Source organism: Pseudomonas sp. 1L-B-1-E-C1, assembly GCF_057291835.1.
This window is the reverse complement of the sequence record NZ_JBXAWN010000009.1, coordinates 301,587-322,905: the sequence shown is the minus strand read 5'-3', so window position 1 is coordinate 322,905 and position 21,319 is coordinate 301,587. Positions and strand designations below refer to the sequence as shown.

General features: G+C 54.7%; 6 protein-coding genes and 2 pseudogenes. 7 read left to right on the top strand and 1 reads right to left on the bottom strand.

All coding sequences use genetic code 11. The annotated features are described in order from the left end of the window. Positions 1-15: 15 nt before the first annotated feature. The 3 genes from AC0Z4S_RS17820 to AC0Z4S_RS17810 all read left to right on the top strand — a co-directional run bounded on the left by AC0Z4S_RS17820 (position 16) and on the right by AC0Z4S_RS17810 (position 12,944). A complete protein-coding gene (locus tag AC0Z4S_RS17820; protein WP_485623973.1) occupies positions 16-11,928 on the top strand; it encodes a two-partner secretion domain-containing protein in 11,913 nt (3,970 codons plus the stop codon). 2 nt (positions 11,929-11,930) lie between these two features. Further along, positions 11,931-12,296 (top strand): hypothetical protein, encoded by a 366-nt coding sequence (locus AC0Z4S_RS17815; RefSeq protein WP_122507940.1) that lies wholly within the window; start codon positions 11,931-11,933, stop codon positions 12,294-12,296. Positions 12,297-12,599: 303 nt separating this feature from the next. Beyond that, complete coding sequence (locus AC0Z4S_RS17810; RefSeq protein WP_485623971.1) at positions 12,600-12,944, top strand: hypothetical protein; 345 nt, start codon at positions 12,600-12,602, stop codon at positions 12,942-12,944. A 93-nt stretch (positions 12,945-13,037) separates the two neighbouring features. Here AC0Z4S_RS17810 and AC0Z4S_RS17805 read toward each other — a convergent pair. Then, a pseudogene (locus AC0Z4S_RS17805) lies at positions 13,038-13,553 on the bottom strand (LLM class flavin-dependent oxidoreductase); the annotation flags it as partial. A gap of 578 nt (positions 13,554-14,131) precedes the next feature. Here AC0Z4S_RS17805 and AC0Z4S_RS17800 point away from each other — a divergent pair. From AC0Z4S_RS17800 to AC0Z4S_RS17785, 4 genes and pseudogenes are all read left to right on the top strand, one after another. Then, positions 14,132-17,842: pseudogene (locus AC0Z4S_RS17800) on the top strand (DUF637 domain-containing protein); the annotation flags it as partial. Continuing rightward, positions 17,832-18,479, top strand: a complete 648-nt coding sequence (locus AC0Z4S_RS17795; RefSeq protein ID WP_485623969.1) for a hypothetical protein — start codon at positions 17,832-17,834, stop codon at positions 18,477-18,479. The pseudogene AC0Z4S_RS17800 and the gene AC0Z4S_RS17795, both read left to right, overlap by 11 nt. Before the next feature lie 259 nt (positions 18,480-18,738). Then, a complete protein-coding gene (locus AC0Z4S_RS17790; protein ID WP_485623967.1) occupies positions 18,739-19,365 on the top strand; it encodes a hypothetical protein in 627 nt (208 codons plus the stop codon). Positions 19,366-20,234: 869 nt separating this feature from the next. After that, the gene (locus AC0Z4S_RS17785) at positions 20,235-20,819 is read left to right on the top strand and encodes a hypothetical protein (protein WP_485623965.1); all 585 of its coding nucleotides are present in this window, start codon (positions 20,235-20,237) and stop codon (positions 20,817-20,819) included. Positions 20,820-21,319 lie beyond the last annotated feature (500 nt).

Here is a 21,319-nt window from a genome sequence, read left to right as displayed (position 1 = left end):
TAGAGAACCGCCCACATGGACGTTCGTGACCACACCTCGCTCGCCAATCAGCCCCGCGCGGCCGTAGAAAAACAGGATACTTTTCTGGGCATGCCCAAGCGCGGCCTGGCCTTCCTGCTGGCGAACGTCATGTTCTGGCAACCAATGTGGGCGCAGGCCGATGGCATCGTCGTTGCCAACCCCAATACCTCGCTGGACCGCGCCGGCAACGGTGTGCCGATCATCAACATCGCCACGCCCAATGGCAGTGGTCTGTCGCATAACCAGTTCCATGATTACAACGTCGGTGCGCAGGGCGTCATCCTCAACAACGGCGCGGCGCAAACGTCAAACACGCAACTGGGCGGGCACGTCATCGGCAACCCGAACCTGAAAAACAGCGGTCCGGCCCAGGCGATTCTCAACGAAGTCATCAGCGGTAACCCGAGCCAGTTGCGCGGTTACACCGAAGTGGCTGGGCAGTCGGCGCGGGTGATTGTCGCCAACGCGTATGGCATCACTTGCAACGGATGCGGTTTCATCAACTCGCCGCGCGTCACACTGACCACTGGCAAACCGGTGATCGAAAACGGCCGGCTGGATCGCTTTCAGGTCGATCAGGGTTCGGTGGCCATCGAAGGCGCGGGCATCAACGCGACCAACGTCGATCGCTTCGAAATCATCACCCGCAGCGCGAAAATCAATGCGCAGATTCAGGCACAGAACCTGACCATCGTCGCCGGTCGCAACGACGTCAATGCCGACAGCCTGAATGCCACGGCCCGCGCCGATGACGGCAGCGCCAAACCGCAACTGGCAATCGACTCCTCGGCGCTCGGTGGCATGTACGCCGGGGCGATCAGACTCGTCGGCACCGAGGCCGGCGTCGGGGTGAAGCTCGACGGCAAACTGATCGCCAGTGGCGGCGATATTCAGCTCGATGCCAATGGCCAATTGAGTCTGGCCGACACCTCGGCCACCGGCGCGGTCAACGTCAAAGCCGCCAGCCTCGACGCGCAAGGACCGGTCTACGCCGGTACCGCGCTCACCGTGCAGGCCCAAGGCAACCTGACCAACCGCCAGACCCTCGCCGCCCGTAACAGCATCAACCTCAGCGCTGGCGGGCAGTTGACCAACGCCGGCGCCATCGAAGCCGGCGTGAATGCTGACGGCAGCCGTAATGTCAGCGGCGATCTGAACCTGAGCGCACAGACCCTCAATAACAGCGGTAAAAGCCTGACTGCCAGCCGCAATCTGACAATCAACGCTGTGCAAACCCTGAACAACCAGAACGGCACGCTCAACGCGCAGAACATCGCCATCATCGGCGGCATGCTCGATAACCGCAGCGGGCAGATTCTCGGTGACATGGGGCTTAATATCGATCTGAGCGGGGCGCTGGACAACCGTGACGGCGTAATGGGTTCGGCACGCACAGTGTTTCTGAAGGCGGCCAGTCTGGACAACCGCGAGGCCGGCGCGCTGGTCAGCGATGGCAACCTGACGGGGCGCATCAGCAGCACGCTCGACAACCGCAACAAGGGCGACATTTCGGCCAAAGGCGCCATCGATCTGCAGGCCGGCACATTGCTCAACAGCGACGGCAAAGTCATCGGCAAGAGTACGCTGGCCGTGCGCGGCGACATGGCTGACAACCGGGGCGGGGTGATCCAGGCCGACCAGCAACTGAACTTGAATATCGCGCAGCTGAATAACCGCGACAAGGGCGTGGTCAGCGGCAAGGCTGGCCTGACCTACGTCGGCACCCGGCTGGATAACAGCGGCGGCCTGCTCAGTGCAGTCGGCCCGGTGAACCTTACGGCTGCGGAGATTCAAAACGCAGCGGGACGGATTTCCAGCCAGGGCGATCTGTTGGCGACCATCGGCCTGCTGCAACAGCAGGGCGGCGCGCTGGTTGCACAAGGCAATCTCAACCTTAGCGGCAAAACCCTCGATAACCGCAACGGCGGTCTGGTCGGCACTACTAAAGCGCTGACACTGACGGTCGATGACATCGACAACCGCAGCGGCGAAATCTCCAGCAGCGTGTTGATGAACGTCAAAGGCCTGCGTCTGGACAACAGCGACGGCGGCAAGATTCTATCCGGCAGCGATCTGGGTTTGAGCGTCGCCAGATTGATCAACCAGAACAAAGGTTTGATCTCCGCCGTCAAGGGCGCGGCGACCCTCAACGGTACAACGCTGGACAACAGCGGCGGCACGCTCAATAGCCTCAATGGCCTGGTGATTACGCTGGACGATGCGCTGATCAATGCCGGGGTCATCAGCACGGAAGGCGTGCTGACCGTCAATGCCGCGCGCATCGACAATGGCAAAGGCAGCCTCGGCAGTGCCGGTAACCTGCAGTTGACCAGCACCGGCGCGTTGCTCAATCAGGGCGGTTCGATCAGCACTGACTCGGCGCTGACCCTCACCAGCGCCAGCCTGGATAACAGTCACAAGGGCGTGATCTTCGGCCAGGGCGTTAGCCGCGTCGAGACCGGCGCGTTCGACAACAGCGATGGCGGCAAACTCACCAGCGGTGCGGCGCTGACGCTCAAGGCCGGGCAGGTCAACAACGCCGCTGGCCGCATCGCCAGCCAGCAGGCGCTGGACGTTTCGCTCAGCGGGCTCGATCAGCAGGGCGGTGAACTGTTCAGCAAGTCCGACCTGACGCTCGATCTGAACCATGGCCAATTGAACAACCAGAACGGTTTGATCAACGCGCCGGGCACGCTGCTGCTGAAAAACCTCAATGGGGTTAACAACCAGAGTGGCGAGATTTCCAGTCAGCAATCCTTTGCGCTTGCCGCGCACAGCCTCGATAACAGCAACGGCAAACTGCTCAGCCAGCAGGGCCTGACGTTGCGCATCGCAGCGGCATTGAACAACCTCAAAGGCGTCATCTCCGGTGTCTCGCTGGACAGCCACAGCGCCAGCCTCGACAACCGTGAAGGCCTGATCAGCAGTCGCGGCCAATTGTTGCTGAGCGCTGACAAGACGCTGGATAACCAGCTCGGCACGGTCATCGCAGACGGCCAACTCACCGTCACCGCTGATGAACTGGTCAACCGCGCAGGCAATATCGCCGGCAAGGCCGATGCCAGCGTGCAGGCAAAAACCGTCAACAATCAGAAGGGGCAGTTGATCGCCACCGGCGTGCTCAAACTGCAGGCCGATCAACTCGATAATCAGCAGAACGGTTTGCTCGGATCGAGCAAGGACATGACCCTGGCCGTCGCTGACCTGGACAACCGTGGCGGCGAAATCAGCAGCAACGGCGATTTGCTGGTCACTGGCAAAAAACTCGACAACAGCGACGGCGGCAAGATCTTCACCGGTAAAGGCCTGACGCTCACCGTCGACGAGGTGCTCAACCGCAGCAAAGGCCTGATCGATGCGGGCGCCCAGTTCACTCTGCAGGGGCGCTCGCTGGCCAACAACGGCGGACAGTTGCTCAGCCAGCAAGGCATGTCGCTGAACCTCACCGGCACCGTTGACAACAGCTCGGGCAAGGTCAGCAGCGAAGGCACACTGACGGTCGACACCGCGAAACTGACCAACGTTGGCGGGAGCCTGTCCAGCGCGGCGGATCTCAAGCTGGACAGCGACGGCAGCGTCGATAACCAGGCTGGCCAGATCGTCACCGATGGCGCGCTGCTGCTGGCCAGCGCCAGCCTCGACAACCGCCAACAGGGCACGCTCAGCGGTAAAGGCGCGGTCACCGTGACCACCGGCGCCTTCGATAACAGCAACGGTCGACTCAGCAGCGCCGACACCCTGAACCTCACCGCCGGCCAGGTCACCAACGGCGGCGACGGCAGTATTGGCAGTCAATACGCACTGACGGCTTGGGTCAGTGGCTTCGATCAGCAGGGCGGCAAGCTGTTCAGCAACACGCAACTGAGCCTGGACTTGAACCATGGCCAGTTGAACAACATCGGCGGTTTGATCAACGCTCCGGGCGCGCTGCTGCTCAAGCAGCTCAACGGCGTCAACAACCAGGGCGGCACGATTTCCAGCGCTGAGGCGTTTACCTTCACTGCGCAAAATCTGGATAACAGCAACGGCAAGCTGTTGAGCAATCAGGGCCTGACCCTGCGCATCGCGGCAGCACTGGACAACGTCAAAGGCATGATCGGCGCAGCGGCCATCGACGCGCACGCGGCAAGCCTGAACAACAGCGGCGGCAACCTGGTCAGCCGTGGCGACCTCGATCTGACCGTGGACGGTTTGCTGCGCAACGATGCCAAGGGCTTGATCAGCGCGGCGCAGTCTCTGGAGATCAGCAGTGGCGAGTTGAATAACCGCGACAGTGGTTTGATCAACAGCCAAGGCAACCTGACGCTGACCGCCACTGGGCTGGATTCCAGCGACGGCGGCGAAGTCTCCGCCAGCGGTGACATGGATCTGAAACTGACGTCCCTGACCCAGCGTGGCGGTCGCCTGCTGGGCGACAAAGCTATCACTCTCGACCTGGCCAATGGTGATTTCGACAACCAGCGTGGCTTGTTGACTGCCCAGGGACCGTTGACGCTCAAACGCCTGCGTGACGTGAACAACCAGAGCGGTGAGATCTCCAGCAACCTCGGTTTCGATCTCATCGTCCGAGCGCTCAACAACACGTCCGGCAAGATCATCAGCGGCGAAAAACTGCTGTTGCGTGGCACCGGGCTGATCAACCAGAAAGGCCTGATCTCCGGCTGGCAGGGCCTCACGGTCAATGCTGACAGCCTCGACAACCGCAACAGCGGCACGCTCTCCAGCAAGTTCGCCGATGTCTCGGTCGACCTCAAGGACGCGTTGCTCAACAGCGACAGCGGCGCGGTGGTCGCCCAAGGCGAGCTGACCGTCAAGGCAGGCAGCGTCGACAACAGCAACAAGGGCAACCTCAGCAGCGGCGCAGGGCAGACCCTGACGCTGGGCGGTGCGCTCAATAACAATCAAGGCCTGATTTTCAGTGGTGCGGCACTGGATGTCGTCAGCACGGCGTTCACCAATGCCGGCGGCTCAGTCAATGCCGAACAGGCTTTCACCGCAACCGCCTCGCGTCTGGACAACAGTGGTGGACAGATCGCCAGCAACGACGCAATCACTCTCGGCCTGAGCGGCGAGCTGAACAACAACGCCGGCAAGCTGGCGAGCAGCGGCGCGATGTCGATCAAGGGCGTGACCGACCTGCGCAACCAGAACGGCCAGATCGCCAGCCAGAAATCCCTCGAGGTGCGCACCGGTTCGCTGGACAACAGCAACAAGGGGACGGTCGCGGCCAACGATCAGTTGCAGATCACCGCAACGGGCGACGTCAACAACAGCGCCGATGGTCTGATCTACAGCCAGAACGCCGGCGTGGAACTGAGCGCCGCCAGCCTGGGCAACGGCAAGGGTTCGATCCAGAGCGAAGGCGCGTTGAGCCTTGAAGTCAGCGGCGATTTCGACAACCAGAGCGGCAAGGTCATCGCGCAAAACGGCAAGGTTTTTGTCAAAGCGGCCAACATCGACAACCGTGGCGGCACACTGTCGAGCATCAAAGGCGCACTGGAAGCACGCACGGTCGGCGTGCTGCGCAACGGTTTTGACCTGAACAACAATCGCCAGGGCGGCATCATTCAGGCGCAGGGCCTGACACTCACTGCCCTGGCTGGCCTGAGCAACAATGGCGGGCGCATTTCGGCGCAGTCGGCTGACAGCAGCATCACCACCACCGCGCTGGATAACAGCAGCGGCGTTCTGTACGCAAAAGGGTTACTCGGCGTAACCGGCTCGAATCTGGAAAACGCCAGCGGCCAGATCGCCGCGAATCGCATTGACTTCGGCCTGACCGGTGCGTTGCGCAACGGCGCGGGCGTCATCGAAAGCGAAACCCAACTGAACGTAAAAGCGGCCAGCGTCGACAACCAGAACGGTCGTCTGCGTTCGCTGGGCAACACGGGCAAGACCCTGTTCCAGATCGGCGGTCTGCTCGACAACCGCAACGGCGTACTGGAAACCGCCAACGTTGACATGACCCTGGCTGTCGGCAGCTTTCTCAATGGCGGCGGGCAACTCAACCACGTCGGGCGCGGCAAATTCGATATCTCCACCGCCAATGTCATCGGCGCCGGCGGCAGCATCGTCACCGGCGGATTGCTGGAACTCAACGCTGACAGCTGGAGTAACTCCAATGTCATTCAGGCTGGGCGCCTGAACGTCAATGTCGGGCAATTCAGCCAGACCGCGAGCGGCAAACTGCTGGCTTCGGATTCGCTGCAGATCCGTGGCGGTAACTGGAACAACGACGGGCTGATCGCCAGTGATGGCATCCTTGATCTGCAAATCGGCGGGACCTACGGCGGCAGCGGCCGCTTGACCAGTCAGCGCGGCGCTTACGTTTCTGCCGCGCAGATGAACGTCGCGGCGGGCGGTAGCTTTGCGGTAGGCGCAACGTCGACCGTCAATATCGGCGGACAGCTCACCAATGCCGGACGCATGACCTCCAGCGAAGACCTGACCATCAATGCGGGCGGTGTTGCCAACTACGGCACCCTCGGTGCGGCACAGAACCTCATCATCAACACGCCTTCGCTGCTCAATGATCGTGGGCTGATTTTCAGCGGCAACAACATGACGCTTGGTGTCGGTACGTTGACCAACCAGCACGGTGATTTCTACGGCCTGGGCGATGTGGTAATGGGCGGCTATGGCGGCGCGGCTCGGGCGGCGGGGGTGTACAACATTTCCGGCTCGATGGAGAGCGGGCGCGGCTTTACGATGAATGCGGATGTGTTCGAGAACCGTACGGAAGGCGCGGTGATGTCGGGCGACCGGAAGCTGACTTCAGGCTATATCGCTAATGTCTGCGGTGACTGTATAGGTGGCACTTACACCTTCAAACTGATAGCCCGTGAGTTTTTTCAGAGTACTGACACAGACAGCAGTGCCTCGGCAGTACTCAATGTCGGCAAGGATTTTGTTTTCCGGGGCGGTACGTTTCTCAACAGCAAAAGTACAGTTTCTGCGGGTGGCGACATTAACATCACCGCTGACAGTCTAAAAAATGTCGGCGCTAAAAGCGGCACAATCGAGCGTTCGAGTACTTACATACTGTCCATGGGGGGCGGCACTACGACGAAATTTCTCGAAGACGTCGTAATGCCCTACAACCAGCGCAACAACCCAGACTTCCCGTATGTGTACTACATCGATTCGACAGGCGCCATCCGAAAAGCCATTCCAAGTTCCGGCCGCGTCAGAGAGGGGAATCGTGACGGTGAGTGGTATAACGTTGTGTCGCTTAAGGATAGTGAGACGGGCGCAATTGTTAGCGCGTTGCGTGGATACGGCATCGCATTGCCCGCCCTGAATTACGGCTTCGAAACCACCACACCGTCTCTTTATGATCCGCATAACCTGGTTGACTTGCCTAGTCAGTTAACCCAGTACACTCCCGAATCTGTAACAGAAGTTGCCGTGGACAGCACCGGTGCCGTTGCGACAAACACCGGCCGCAACGCAGTCATTCAGGCGGGCGGCAATGTTTCCATTACCGCTGCCAAGGAACTCGAAAATAGCGTTATCCACCAGGATTACGGTTCGACCGGCGGCACCAACAAAGTCGCCGATACCCAAGTTGGAAGCAACGGTTCTGTTGTCATTCGCATCAATAGCCAACTGCCTCCAGATCTCGCGCAACAGCAGGTAAATCCGCTGAGCCTGCCAGGCTTCTCCCTGCCGACGGGTGAGAACGGCCTGTTCCGCCTGAGCGGGCAGGGCTCCAGCAGTACCGCAGCCAGCAATACCGGACCAGCACCAACGTGGACGGTCGGTAATGTTGCGGTAAATGCCCAGGACCATCTGGTCGCCGCCAGCAGCGGCGGGCCGCGCAACCTGTTCATCGATGCCCCGGCACCGGTGTCTGACAGCACGCGCGCCGTTGACACCTTCCACCGCACCCCAAGCATGGTTCAGGCGGTTGCAAGTACGGTCGACGTCAAGGTGCCCGAGGGCAGTGCCGGATCGGGCATGCCGAGTCGCGGCAACGACATGAAGGAATCGATCGACACCCGACCAGTCACTCGTGTCACCGGCCTGCCCGACACCACGGCACCGTCCAATCCGCACAAATACCTGATCGAAACCAACCCGGTGCTGACCGAGCTCAAGTCGTTCATGAGCTCCGATTACCTGTTGGAAAAACTCGGCTTCGACCCAGACCAAAGCGCCAAGCGTCTGGGCGACGGCCTTTACGAACAACGCCTGATCCAGCAAGCCGTCACCGCACGCACAGGCCAGGCTTTCCTCGACGGCCAGACCTCCAACGAGGGCATGTTCAAGTACCTGATGAACAACGCCATCGCCAGCAAGGACGCGCTCAACCTTTCCGTCGGCGTCGGCCTCACCTCACAGCAAGTCGCCGCGCTTACCCACGACATCGTCTGGCTCGAAGAACACGAAGTGAATGGCGAGAAAGTGCTGGTGCCAGTGGTGTATCTGGCGCAAGCCAATGGCCGCCTGGGTCCAACCGGGGCGCTGATTGCCGGTAACGATGTGACGCTGATTGCTGGGGAGAATCTCGATAACGTTGGTACGTTGAAGGCGACCAATAACCTGTCGGCCACCGCAGGCAAGGATCTGGTCAACAGCGGCTCGATTGAGGCTGGAAATCGTCTGGATTTGTTGGCCGGCGACAATATCGTCAATAAATCTGGAGGAATTATCTCCGGACGTGACGTCAGTATGGTGGCGCTTACAGGTGACATCATCAACGAGCGTACAGTGACCAGTGCTGACTTTAGTAAAAACGGTCAAACCCGATATCACGAGTATCTGGACAATGCTGCACGTATTGAAGCGGCCAATGATCTGACCATTAGTGCAGCACGGGATGTAACCAGCAGTGGTAGCGTTATCTCTAGCGGTCGGGATACCAAGATCGAGGCAGGTCGCGACGTAAGTATTGTTTCTACACAGCAGGTGCAAGTTGAGTCCGGGGCACGAAATCAAAGTTCCATTACTCAATTCAGTTCCAGCTTAAACGCCGGGCGCGATGTAGCCATCAGTGCGGGGCGTGACTTCAGCGCCATCGCGAGCGGAATCGATGCCAAGCGAAATGCTGTGATTCTCGCTGAAGGTGATTTAACGGTTACCTCCGCTGCCGATGAAAGTCACTCATACTCCAAAAGCAAGAAGCTCACTACCCAAGAGGATCATGTCAAGCAGATAGCCAGCAGTATAACTGCAGGCGGTAATGTGGCGATGCGAGCGGGTAATGACCTTGCATTGATTTCAAGTCGGATCACTGCAGGTGATGAAGCCTATTTAGTCGCTGGAAATAATCTCGACGTACTCGCGGCCCAAGACAGCGACTATTCGTTGTACGACAAAAAGAAGAAAGGCAGTTTCGGTAAAAAACAAACTCGACGCGACGAAGTTACCAAAGTTACTCATGTCGGCAGCGAGATTAGCACTGGAGGCGATCTGGTATTGGCCAGTGGTGGTGATCAGCGTTATCAGGTTGCGAAGCTGAACAGCGGTAAAGATCTGGTTCTTCAAAGCGGCGGTTCAATCACCTTTGAGGGAGTTAAAGACCTCGATCAGGAAAGTCATCAGAAAAGTAGTACCAGCATGGCCTGGAACTCCATGAAGGGTAAGGGGCACACCAACGAAACCCTGCGCCAGAGCGAACTGGTTGCACAAGGGAATCTGGTGATCAAAGCCGTTGATGGTCTGCATATCGACGTCAAAGACATCAACAAAAAAACAGTCAGCGAAAGTATTGATGCAATGGTTAAGGCTGATCCTCAGCTGGCTTGGCTGAAAGAGGCCGAGAAGCGTGGCGATGTCGACTGGAACTTGATTAAGGAGACTCACGAGTCTTTCAAATACAGCAGCTCGAGCCTGGGTCAAGGCGCAATGCTCGCAATCATCATAGTTGTAACGGTGCTCACGGCAGGCGCTGCAAGCGCTGCTGTGGGTAGCGTTGCGGGTGCTGGCGTCGGAAGCGGGTCGGCAATGGCAGCGGCTGGTAGCACCGCTATGGTTGAGGCAGGGACCGCGGTGGGGACCGCAGCAGCCGGTTGGGGCAACGTGATGGTTTCCAGCGTACTCACTTCGATGGCCGGTTCGGCCGCTGTGAGCACGATCAACAACCGGGGGAATGTTGGTGCAGTACTCAAAGACATCACTTCCGAAGACAACTTAAAAAACTATGCTGTCGGGGCTGCTACCGCCGGATTTACCAGCGGTTACCTGGATGATGCGTTTGGTGTGACCAGCGATAACGTCAACAAGGTTACTCACGGTTTTGATCTGAGCAGCCTTGAAGGTATTGGTAAATTCAGTGCTTATTCTGGGGCGCAAGGATTGTTCCAGGCGGGTGTCAGTACGGCGATAAATGGTGGAAGTTTCACAGACAATCTTGGTTCGTCAATGACTGCTCAGGCGCAAGCCGTTTTACAGGCCGTGGCCTTCAACGCAGTTGGCGATTATGCGAAGAAACAGAAATGGCCTGATGGCAGTCTCCAGAAAACAATTTTGCATGCCGTCGTCGGCGGGCTCCTGAGTGAAGCGGCAGGCAAGGGGTTCGCCACGGGTGCAGCGGCAGCAGGCGCCAACGAAGCGTTGAGCAATAGCTTGGCCGCAATTGTCAAAAACAATCCGAAGTTTCAGCTCACGGCATCTCAGTTGGTGGGCTTGACGGCTGCGGGGTTGGTAGGTGGAGACCTGCAAACAGGTATCGACATTGCCAAGAACGCAACCTCATTCAACCGGCAATTACATCCGGATGAGATCAAATTTGCTTCTGATGATGAACGGGTTAATCGATACGCTGCAGAAAGGGGAATTAGTGAAGATCAAGCCCGGACTGAGTTGCTGCGTACGGCCGCAGCAATGGTGGACAAGGGCTGGAATGCGACCTTCAGTGAAAGCGATGGTAAGACCAATGCAGCGGCGAATTTCCTTCGTACGGAAGTTTCACAGTCGCAGAATACTGGGTTGTTTCGGGTCACTCTAGCTGACTACAACGACGAAAGGCTGGGCTTGAAGGAGCTGCTCAAAGACCGAGATTCAGTCAAAGCTCTGCTCGACCACATTGCTTTGGTCGATCCATACAAGTACCGGCACGATCCGAAGTACCAAGCAGAAATCCTCAATGCAAAGGGAATCGGTAGCGCTGAAGGCTTCGCGGCCGTCATGGAGGGACTTGTCAGTTCCAGCTCGAAATCAGCCTTGTGGGTGATGGGAGCCGTCAATTGCCCTAGCTGCGCTGCTACCGATCTGGAGGCAGCTTTTGACTCGGTCATGAATTGGCCGGAGGAGGTTCGGCTCAAGGGGTATCTGGATGTCTTGCACACCATGCAAGACAACGGAATTGATGTCGTCAGGGCGAATGCAGCAGTGGCTACGGCCACGGGTGTCGGACTTGGGCTGGTGTTGGATGGGGGATTGTCCTGGGGCGTGAAAGACACCGTGCCCACGATTTCAACGGTGAAGCCGGATCCTTTGATTTATTTGTCCAACTCAACGGCTCCGGAAGTTCGTACAGGCCTTATAAACGCCCTTCAAGAAATACGCAGGGAGCTTCCTGCGCAGGGCAACGCTGCATTTGCAGAAATAAAGATTGACTCGCTATCTGCCGAGCCCATGGTGTTCAAGGCATACAGTAAATACAATGATCGTGAAGGATCCTATTTGCCGAAACCGCCAGGTGATGTGGATACATGGGTCTTGAAGCCAAAGGTCGCATCGAGTAAATATGTAAATTCACCTGAAGGGTACATGCGAGATATGGATACGGAATTCAAGATTCTTGAAACAGTGGCGCAACGGCTCGGTGATAACAAGGAGGCAGTTGGGAGAATAGACTTGATCTCCGAGAAGGCTGTCTGTCCTAGCTGTACCGATGTGATCACTCAGTTCCGTGACCGCTATCCAAAGATTCAATTGAATGTATTTACGGTGGAAAATTGAATATGCGAGTCGATAGTATGTTTAATCAGGCCAAGGCTATGGTTGCAGGGAACTATAGTTACGCGATTGATGAACTTTGTTTTCGTCCGGAACAAGCGTTTGCGTATACTCAGGACGAATTGGAGCGTCTTATGCGAAAGGATGCTCCTGGCGCAAACGCAGTTCTTCAGACTGCTATTTACATGGAAGGCATTCGTCGAGGGCTAAGGCTGTCAAAGGAAAGTCAATACGCGATTGATATGTTGGAGGTTTTGGCAGATACGTACGAAAAGTGCAGTGTTGAGAGTCTTATAGAAATCGGCGTTGATGATAAAGAATTAGAAATTATCCAGTCTGATATGGACACTGTTAGAAAAGTGTTTTTGTGATGAAAATTATAAGGCCGGGCTTTAACTGCTTTTTGAAGGGTAAATGGGGATAGATCACGTTTAATTCAATTAGCTGAAGCACCGGTACCGTTCATACCTTGTTGAAAGCATTTTTTAGGGGTTGTCCCTTTTTATTCAATTTAGCGTTAGCGAAGTGTCAGAGTAGTGAGAGGTATGTTGGATAAATATTTAGATGAAGTTGTGCGCATTCTGATGAGGGCTGCCGCTAATAAGGTGTGAATCAAAATAAGGGCAGGTTGTCGGCTGAAATATCTGGAGCTTAAAGCACCCAAGGATCAACCATTGAGCAATGTTGAAGCACTGAATGGCTTTCTGCGTGAATACGTTCATGTGGAAAGTCTTCGCCTGGATTCCGAAGATGGACTTACCGGTTACAACCTGTTGATGACGCTGGCGAAGTCTTCGGATCCTGGAGCAGTGACTATCGCGGTCATATTTTTTAACGTGGGCGGTCTGAACGTGCGGGGATTTGGTGGTGGCCTGACACAGTTCATGGATCTTTGCGTGTCGAGGGTTGAAGGCGGACTGGATCGTATACGGTATGAGCTGGTTGATGAGGAAGAAGAAAAAATAGCCTTCAACTTCCACTCCTTCAAAGTGCTCAGCGAGGATGTCAGCGGCGAATAGGCTGCGAAAGCCAGGTTGCACGAGTTGGTGCCTGTTTCCAAAAAAACGCCCCGTCTGAAGCGGGGCGTTTTTTTGGTTTAACCTGCGAAACCTTTAGCGAAACGCCGGCACCACATGCTTGATAAACAACTCCAGCGACTTCTTCTTCTCCTCATGCGGCAAGCTGTTGTCACACCAGAAACTGAACTCATCCACGCCCAGTTCCTGGTAGTACTTGATCCGCGGAATGATCTCTTCCGGCGTGCCGATCATTGCGGTCTTGTGCAGGCTCTCCAGCTCAAACTCCGGACGTCCGGCAAACTTCTCTTCCGGGCTCGGCGCGAGGAAGCCATTGACTGGTGTTTGCTTGTTGCCAAACCACGCATCAAAAGTGCGGTAAAAACGTGAGATGGCTTTGGCGCCGACTTTCCAGCCATCCGGGTTATCAGCGGTGTGCACGTGGGTGTGGCGCAACACCATCAATTGTGGGCGCGGTACGTCTGGGTTGTTGTCCAGTGCGGTCTGGAATTTGTTCTTCAGGTCGAGGACTTCTTCGTCGCCTTTCATCAATGGCGTGACCATCACGTTGCAGCCGTTGGCCACGGCGAAGTTGTGCGAGTCGGGGTCGCGGAAAATAAATGGGGACAGACCACGTTTAGAAAACATTACGAAAACGTGGTCTGTCCCCTTTTCATACAGGTACCACGGCGCAATTCATGGCCAACGTGATCATGCCGTACAACCAGCGCAACAATCCTGATTTTCCGTTCGTCTATTACGTTATCGCGCCCGAGGGTTTGATCCGTAAAGCGATCGCCAAAACCGTCGGCAATGGCATCGTCATCGTTGACGCCGAGACAGGCGAGAACGTCGGCAGTCGCAAATACGGTAGGGCGATGTCCGGATACAGCGCGGGCTTTGAGACTTCAACGCCGTCGTTGTACGACCCGAATAATCTGATGGCGATACCGAGTGAGCTGGCGCCTTACCAACAAGGCGTCGCTGTCGAGAAGCCCGTAAACAGTACCGGTGCTACCGACGTCACGAGCTCTCGCAATGCCGTGATTCAGGCCGGTGGAAACGTCTCGATAACCGCCACCCAGGAAATCGCCAACAGCGTCATTCATCAGGACTACAGCGCTAACGGTGGCACCAATAAAGTCGCCAATACCAATGTCGGCAACAGCGGCACTGTTGTCGTGCGCATCAACAGCCAACTGCCGCCGGACCTTGCACAACAGCAAGTCAATCCGCTGAGCCTGCCTGGCTTCTCCCTGCCAACCGGTGAAAACGGTTTGTTCCGCCTGAGCGGGCAGGGCTCCAGCAGCACCGCAGCCGGCAATACCGGGCCAGCTCCGACCTGGACGGTTGGCAGTGAGTCGGTGAATGCCCAGGACCATATGGTCGCCGCCAGCAGCGGCGGGCCGCGCAACCTGTTCATCGATGCCCCTGCAGCGGTGTCTGACAGCACGCGCGCCGTTGACACCTTCCACCGCAACCCAAGCATGGTTCAGGCCGTCGCCAGTACGGTCGATGTCAAGGTGCCCGAGGGCAGCGCCGGATCGGGCATGCCGAGTCGCGGCAACGACATGAAGGAGTCGATCGACACCCGTCCGGTCACTCGTGTCACCGGCCTGCCAAACACCACGGCACCGTCCAATCCGCACAGATACCTGATCGAAACCAACCCGGTACTCACCGACCTCAAGTCGTTCATGAGCTCCGATTACCTGTTGGAAAAACTCGGCTTCGACCCAGACCAAAGCGCCAAGCGCCTCGGCGACGGCCTATACGAACAACGCCTGATCCAGCAAGCCGTCACCGCACGCACAGGCCAGGCTTTCCTCGACGGCCAGACCTCCAACGAGGGCATGTTCAAGTATCTGATGAACAACGCCATCGCCAGCAAGGACGCGCTCAACCTGTCGGTCGGCGTCGGCCTCACCTCGCAGCAAGTCGCCGCGCTGACGCACGACATCGTCTGGCTGGAAGAGCATGAAGTGAATGGTGAAAAAGTGTTGGTGCCGGTGGTGTATCTGGCCCAGGCCAATGGCCGTTTGGGCCCGACCGGGGCGTTGATTGCCGGGAGTGATGTGACGCTGATTGCCGGTGAAAACCTGGATAACGTCGGGACGTTGAAGGCCACGAATAATCTGTCGGCGACGGCGGGCAAGGATCTGGTCAATAGTGGTTCGATCGAGGCGGGTAACCGTCTGGATCTGTTGGCAACCAATAACATCGTCAACAAGGCCGGCGGCATCATTGCCGGCAAGGACGTCAGCCTGACCACCCGCACGGGCGATGTGATCAACGAGCGGACCATCACCTCGATGGACGACAAGTACGGCTCCGTCACTCGTCATGAGGATTTTGCCGATAACGCAGCGCGGATCGAGGCGGCCAACGACCTGACCGTCAAAGCGGCCAACGACATCAACGTCATCGGCGGCGTCCTGAAAAGTGGTCAGGACATGTCGTTGAACGCAGGGCGTGATGTCAACGTGGCCTCCGTGCAGGTTAACGACAGCGCGTCGCTGGGCTGGAGAGGAGCTGTTAGCAGCGTCACGCAACTGGGCGCCGATATCGATGCCGGGCGTGATTTCAAGGCGGATGCCAAGCGTGACATCAGTGTTATTGCCAGTGACATTGAGGCCAAGCGTGATGTGTCGATGAAGGCCACCGACAACGTAGTCATAACCTCGGCGGCGGACGAGGAACATTCGCGCTCCAAAAACAAGAACATGACTCGTCAGGAGGATCATGTCACTCAAGTCATGTCAGGTATCACTGCTGGGGGCGACGTCAAACTGGATGCGGGCAAAGACCTGAGTGTGATTTCCAGCCGCGTTACAGCGGGTGATGAAGCGTATCTGGTGGCCGGCGATAACTTGCAGCTCCTGGCCCTGCAAGACACCGATTACTCCCTTTACGACATGAAGAAAAAGGGCAGCTTCGGCAAGCTGAAAATGCAGCACGATGAGGTGACCGACATTAAGCACGTCGGCTCTGAAATCAAGGCCGGTGGCAACCTGACGCTGTCGAGTAAGGGTGATCAGCTGTATCAGGTTGCCAAACTGGAAAGTGGCAACAACATCACGCTGGACAGTAGTGGGGTGATTACTTTTCAGGGGGTCAAAGACCTCCATGACGAAAACCATACCAAGACCAACAACAGCGCTGGCTGGGTGTCCTCCAAAGGTCGCGGCAATACCGACGAGACCTTGCGCCAAACCCAGATGATCGCTAAGGGCAATATCGTTATCAAGGCAGTCGATGGCCTGAAAATCGACATCAAGGATGTGAATCAGCAATCTGTCAGCCAGACCATCGACGCTATGGTCAAGGCTGATCCGCAGTTGGCCTGGTTGAAAGATGCCGAAGCCCGAGGGGACGTGGATTGGCAGCGAGTGAAGGAGATTCACGAGTCTTTCAAGTATGAGAATTCGGGGGTTGGACCGGCGGCACAAATCGCTATTGCGATCATGATGTCGTTCGTAATGGGGCCGGGTGGATTGGCTCTTGTCAGTGGAGGCTTCGGTGGCGTCATTGCTACCAGTCTGGCAACGACGGCTGTAACCAGCACCATCAGTAACAAGGGCAATCTCGGTGCTGCCTTCAAGGAAACTTTCAGTGCCGACAGCCTGAAGAATGCAGCCATCGCTGGATTCACGGCGGGCATGCTCGATTATGCGGACGCCAATTGGTTCGCGGCTGGAAACAGCAAAACGGCGAGCATTTTATCCAGCAACAACTTTACCGAAGTAGCGATCCGCACAACTGGGCGGGCCGTCATTTCCAGCGGGATCTCTACGACTATCGGTGGCGGCAGCTTTGCTGACAACTTCGGTTCCGCTTTGATTGGAGAGGCGGGCAACGTCGCCATGGCCACTGGGTTCAATTGGGTTGGCGACAACACAATTAGGTTCCCGGATGGCAGCGTTGAGAAGGTTATTGCGCACGCGCTGATGGGGGGATTGATTTCCCAGGTCATTGGCGGGGATTTTGCTACCGGTGCAGCGGCTGCTGGATTGAACGAAGCTGCGATAAATGCACTCATCGATTTCGCTGGCGGCAATGACCAGCTGCAGGTGATGTTGTCCCAGCTGACGGGTGTACTTGCAGCGACTCTCGTTGATGGCAATTCACAGATAGGAGCCAGCATAGCCGGGAGTGCCACGACCTATAACTATCTCTATCACCGGGAGGTGAAAGAAATGCTGGCCGAAATGGACAGCAAAGCCACGGATAAGGAAAAGCTTGCTGTCAGGGATAAATATGAAGCGCTAGACAAAATTCGAGAAATGGAACGCGACGGGGTTTGTGAAAAAACACCTGATACCTGTCGCCAGATCGCCCATCAATTAGCCGACGACGATACGAAATTCTCAGAGCTGGTCAAGAAATTAAGGGTTGAAGGACGGGGCGGAGAGGCCGCTTGGGTAGGAACTGTCCAAGCGGGTAATTTATCCTCCACCGCAGGTATGGCGGGTGTAGTGAATTCTGAGGGCGGCGGGTTCTTTGAGAAACTGGCCAATGAGTTGGTCTTGATGGGGGCTGGAATTCTGCCTCTAAGGAGTACGGGCAAAGGCACCTCTCCTGTAAAGAGTCCAGACGAAAAGGGTACAATTCCTGAAAATATGAGTCCACCTGGGTCTGGTCGAGGTGGCGCATTTAATGAAGCGAAACGGCAGGCCGGGATTCCGACCAGTCAGCAGCCTAGCCGAGTAATCCAAAGTGTCGACAAACGGGGCAACCCTCAGACCGGAGCCATTTATGAGTTTGAAGTGCCCGCTGCAGGTGGCGGTACGCGCACAGTGAGAATTCGTGCCGATGCAGCGGGACATGATTACGGCGATGGTGATCCTCAAAATCGGGGGCCGCACTTTAACGACGAAGCGGGAAATCATTATGATTACTGAAATCAAAATTTTGAGAGAAAATGATTTGTCGGTTCCCAATCAAATACTCAATCTAAATGGGGATGACGAAAACTGCAGATTAAAATTATCGACAGCTAAGTTTATTGCGTCAGCGAAGCCTTATGAGGCATTGAGAGCAGTATTCGATTTCATACATCAACGCGTTGTCGAAAACATGCCGGGATATGCAGCCTGGTTGCTTTTGAGTAATTCGGCTTGGCAGCCAGACACGAGGATCGTCAAATATCTAGGGCTATGGGGTGGGTTAAAGTCACAGGGAATTGAAGTTCCCCAAGGTCATTCGATAATGCATACCATAGAGCGCGATGGGAAGTTAAAGTTTTTTGGAGGTGTTCGCGTATCGGATCTGTCAGACGGCACTATCTTGGAGGCGTTTTTATCTGAGCGATGTTCTTATGTAGCCATTGTGCCTATGGATTTAGATATGAAACAAGCCTTGTTCAATGGGTGGTCTGGAAAGCTCTGGGAAGATCTCATGCTGTGCGAGTATGTGGCGGAAGGAAACGGATTATTAATGGCGAGGGTTGGTGAGTTTGATGATCTTTATAATGGTGTCGTCGGTGTCGGAGAAAGGCACATGCTGGACAAACTTTTGTTAGCCCTAGATCATCCGTAAAATGGGATTCCCTCTTTCTTCTCCTCTGACATCTGGGCAGGTCGCTGTTCGGGGTTAATGGGAAAGAATAAATGGGGACAGACCACGTTTAGAAAGCACTCCAAAAACGTGGTTTGTCCCCGTTTCCCCGCCAAAAAATCAAACCTCATTAGACAGAGCAGAGACAGATTTGGCAAACGCTGCGAGGGATGGGGAATGTTTGATCAAAGGTTGTGTTCCGGCTGACTACATTAAACCGGTGAAAAAATAGGTGAAGGCGATGGATCCCAAAACATACGAACTGCTCAATGGTATTCCGGAACACGCCGATTACGCTGTGGAGGCGGGTGACCTAGACCGAGAAGACATTTCAGAAGAAAGAATGGCCGCAGTGAGGCAACTGCTCAACAGTGGGAATGAAATGGAGCGTTTTCAGGCTTCTAAACTTCTCACCAGCTGGGGCGTTCATAACGGATTGATAGTGCTGGAAGAATATATGCGGCGCCCAGAGATTATTGAGGGTATTTACACCCATAGACTCCATGGGTACGATGATACATATCGGCATATATTGATGGCAGTGACGATGTATTTCGCAAATGCCGCTGAGGTCAGTGGAAAGGAATTAGTGAGGCGTCAGGTATATGATGTGCTTTCAAAAATAATCGCTCTGGCCAACGAGAGGCCTTTTGAAATATCGGAAATATATTCTTTCGTGCATCGTGAAAAGTATTCAGAGTACCTACCGCTGCTGAAGCAGCATTTGATCGCAATGGTTGAACATCCGGAACTTCACCGGTGGAAAATCAAGGATGCCATTGGTTTGATAATGGAATTTGACGCTGATTTTGTCAGAGCCTTATTTTCTGAGAAAAATAAAATTCTGGAAAATTTTGTGAAAGAATAAAAAAATCAAATTTTCTGTGAAAAAGAATAGGTGGGGGTAGGCTACGTTTAGAAAGCACTCTAAAAACTTGGTGTGTCCCCATTTCCCACTATTGAAGGCGGGTCTGGCATATATAATCATTTTCTTGGGGGGGTAGCCCGTCTAATTACAACCCGGTGAAGGACGCATTTTCCCACATTCCCGGAGGGTATGGCCCTGCAGTATATAGTGGCGGGGATCTTGTGTTTTCAGCTGGCGCAGGTTTTGTAAAAGTACCTTTGAAAGTCATCGCTGCGGATGGCCTCAGGTGAACTTCCATGTTTGGTGGGACTGTGGTGCGAAATAAAAAATATCGTGCTTAAACTGATTATGCACTTAAGTCTGGCAGGGTTCGTTTGGACTGACGATTACTTTAGTTATGGCTTTCTTGTTGATGGCTGTTATGTATTTGTTTTTTGAGCCGGATTTTGAAGTGGTGTTTAAATGGTTGTGCCTGCCGTTGTCTATTTTCATGTCTGTATGTTGGATTTCCAACAAGTTTTCAAATATCAAAAATTATGTTGAAGGGGCGTAAAGGGGGCGGAACAAGAGGCTGATCGAGCATTGGTGAGCTCGCTCCCTGGTTACTTGTCTCGATGACTTACGTTAGATAAAATTATTGATGATTTTCATGAGTGCCTTTAAGACTTAGAGTCAGAAGTGGTTGACCAGATTTGTGCCGCGACCAATGTAAATAATGATTTGGCGGCTCAAAGTTTGCTGTTGAAGTCGAGGCAATGATCGGTCGTCGTGTGCAGCGAGGGAGCCCGGGACGGCCGAAAAAATCGACCATTTAGTAAAAGGTGGGCTGTCCCCCTTTTTTTTCAAGAAGAATTTTTAGAGTTTAAGAAATGAATATTCATCAAGACGTTTTTGATGACCTGTGGGACGGCGAAAAAAGCATCGGTTTTTTTGTTCAGTCAGCTCAGTGTTACTGGGTTGTTGATGAAAAATGTAATTTTACTCTTGACGTTGACAAGAGTCTTAGAGCGTCATTGAGTAACGGAGGTATCACGCAAGAGCAATACGAACGATCCTGCCTGAAATTCAGGAATGGAATCTTGAAGATGACAGACGAGAACTTTCCTTCCTATCTTCATGGGCCGAGTGTAAAGATTTTGTTGTCTTCCGAATTGCAAGGCTTTATTGGGGCTGAGCCAGATGTTTTTGAAAGAATTGAAAACTACTATCTCACAGGCGAAGGTCTGGATTCGGAATTGTTCAAAAATGCAAATGTCATACGCTCGCGGCTTCCTCTGTTTTACGTGAATTTTGATCGAAAGATTTTCATGCATATGGATGACGGTCGATTTCATGAGGAGTATGTGCATCCGGGTTGGATTGCTGAATCTGGCGATTTCAGCTACTTGATTCCGTCACGAGAAAAGTATTGGGTGGATGCATGTAAAGATTTTTGGAAAGTCCGTTTTTTATAAACTAAATGCTGATCTTTAATATATTGGGGGGTAAATGGGGGCAGACCACCTTTGAACCACCTTTCAATTCGTGTCGAACGTAAAAAAAGCGCACAAAAGGGGACTGTCCCCTTTTGTCAGATATTGGTTTTGCCAGAGAGTTGATTGGAGATATCGAAAGTGCGCTCCTCAAGTAGTGATTTTATAGGTTTTTTTTCTTGGCTAAAATCCTCGCCATATTTTTCGAATCATGATATGGAGCAATTGTTGGCCTCCCTGGGAGGGAGCAGTGGGATAATTGAGAACGCTTTGTACATTTCCGCTTATGAACTGCTAGGCCGCGCTTTAGCCGAGGAAAATTCGCTCGATGTTATAAGAGAATTCTTAGTGGTTAATGAAGGGCTGCTCGGCGAAAATCCCGAGCAACTCTATTATTTTGTAGAGTCGATAATTGATCACTCTATTGTCCGGGGGGCGAGCCCTGAGTCGCTGATTGCAATTGCGCCTTCAAGTTACAAGCC

Coding starts and splice junctions, on each gene's coding strand:
- AC0Z4S_RS17820 (WP_485623973.1), top strand. CDS start 16: ATGGACGTTCGTGACCACACCTCGCTCGCCAATCAGCCCCGCGCGGCC.
- AC0Z4S_RS17815 (WP_122507940.1), top strand. CDS start 11,931: ATGCGAGTCGATAGTATGTTTAATCAGGCCAAGGCTATGGTTGCAGGG.
- AC0Z4S_RS17795 (WP_485623969.1), top strand. CDS start 17,832: ATGATTACTGAAATCAAAATTTTGAGAGAAAATGATTTGTCGGTTCCC.
- AC0Z4S_RS17790 (WP_485623967.1), top strand. CDS start 18,739: ATGGATCCCAAAACATACGAACTGCTCAATGGTATTCCGGAACACGCC.
- AC0Z4S_RS17785 (WP_485623965.1), top strand. CDS start 20,235: ATGAATATTCATCAAGACGTTTTTGATGACCTGTGGGACGGCGAAAAA.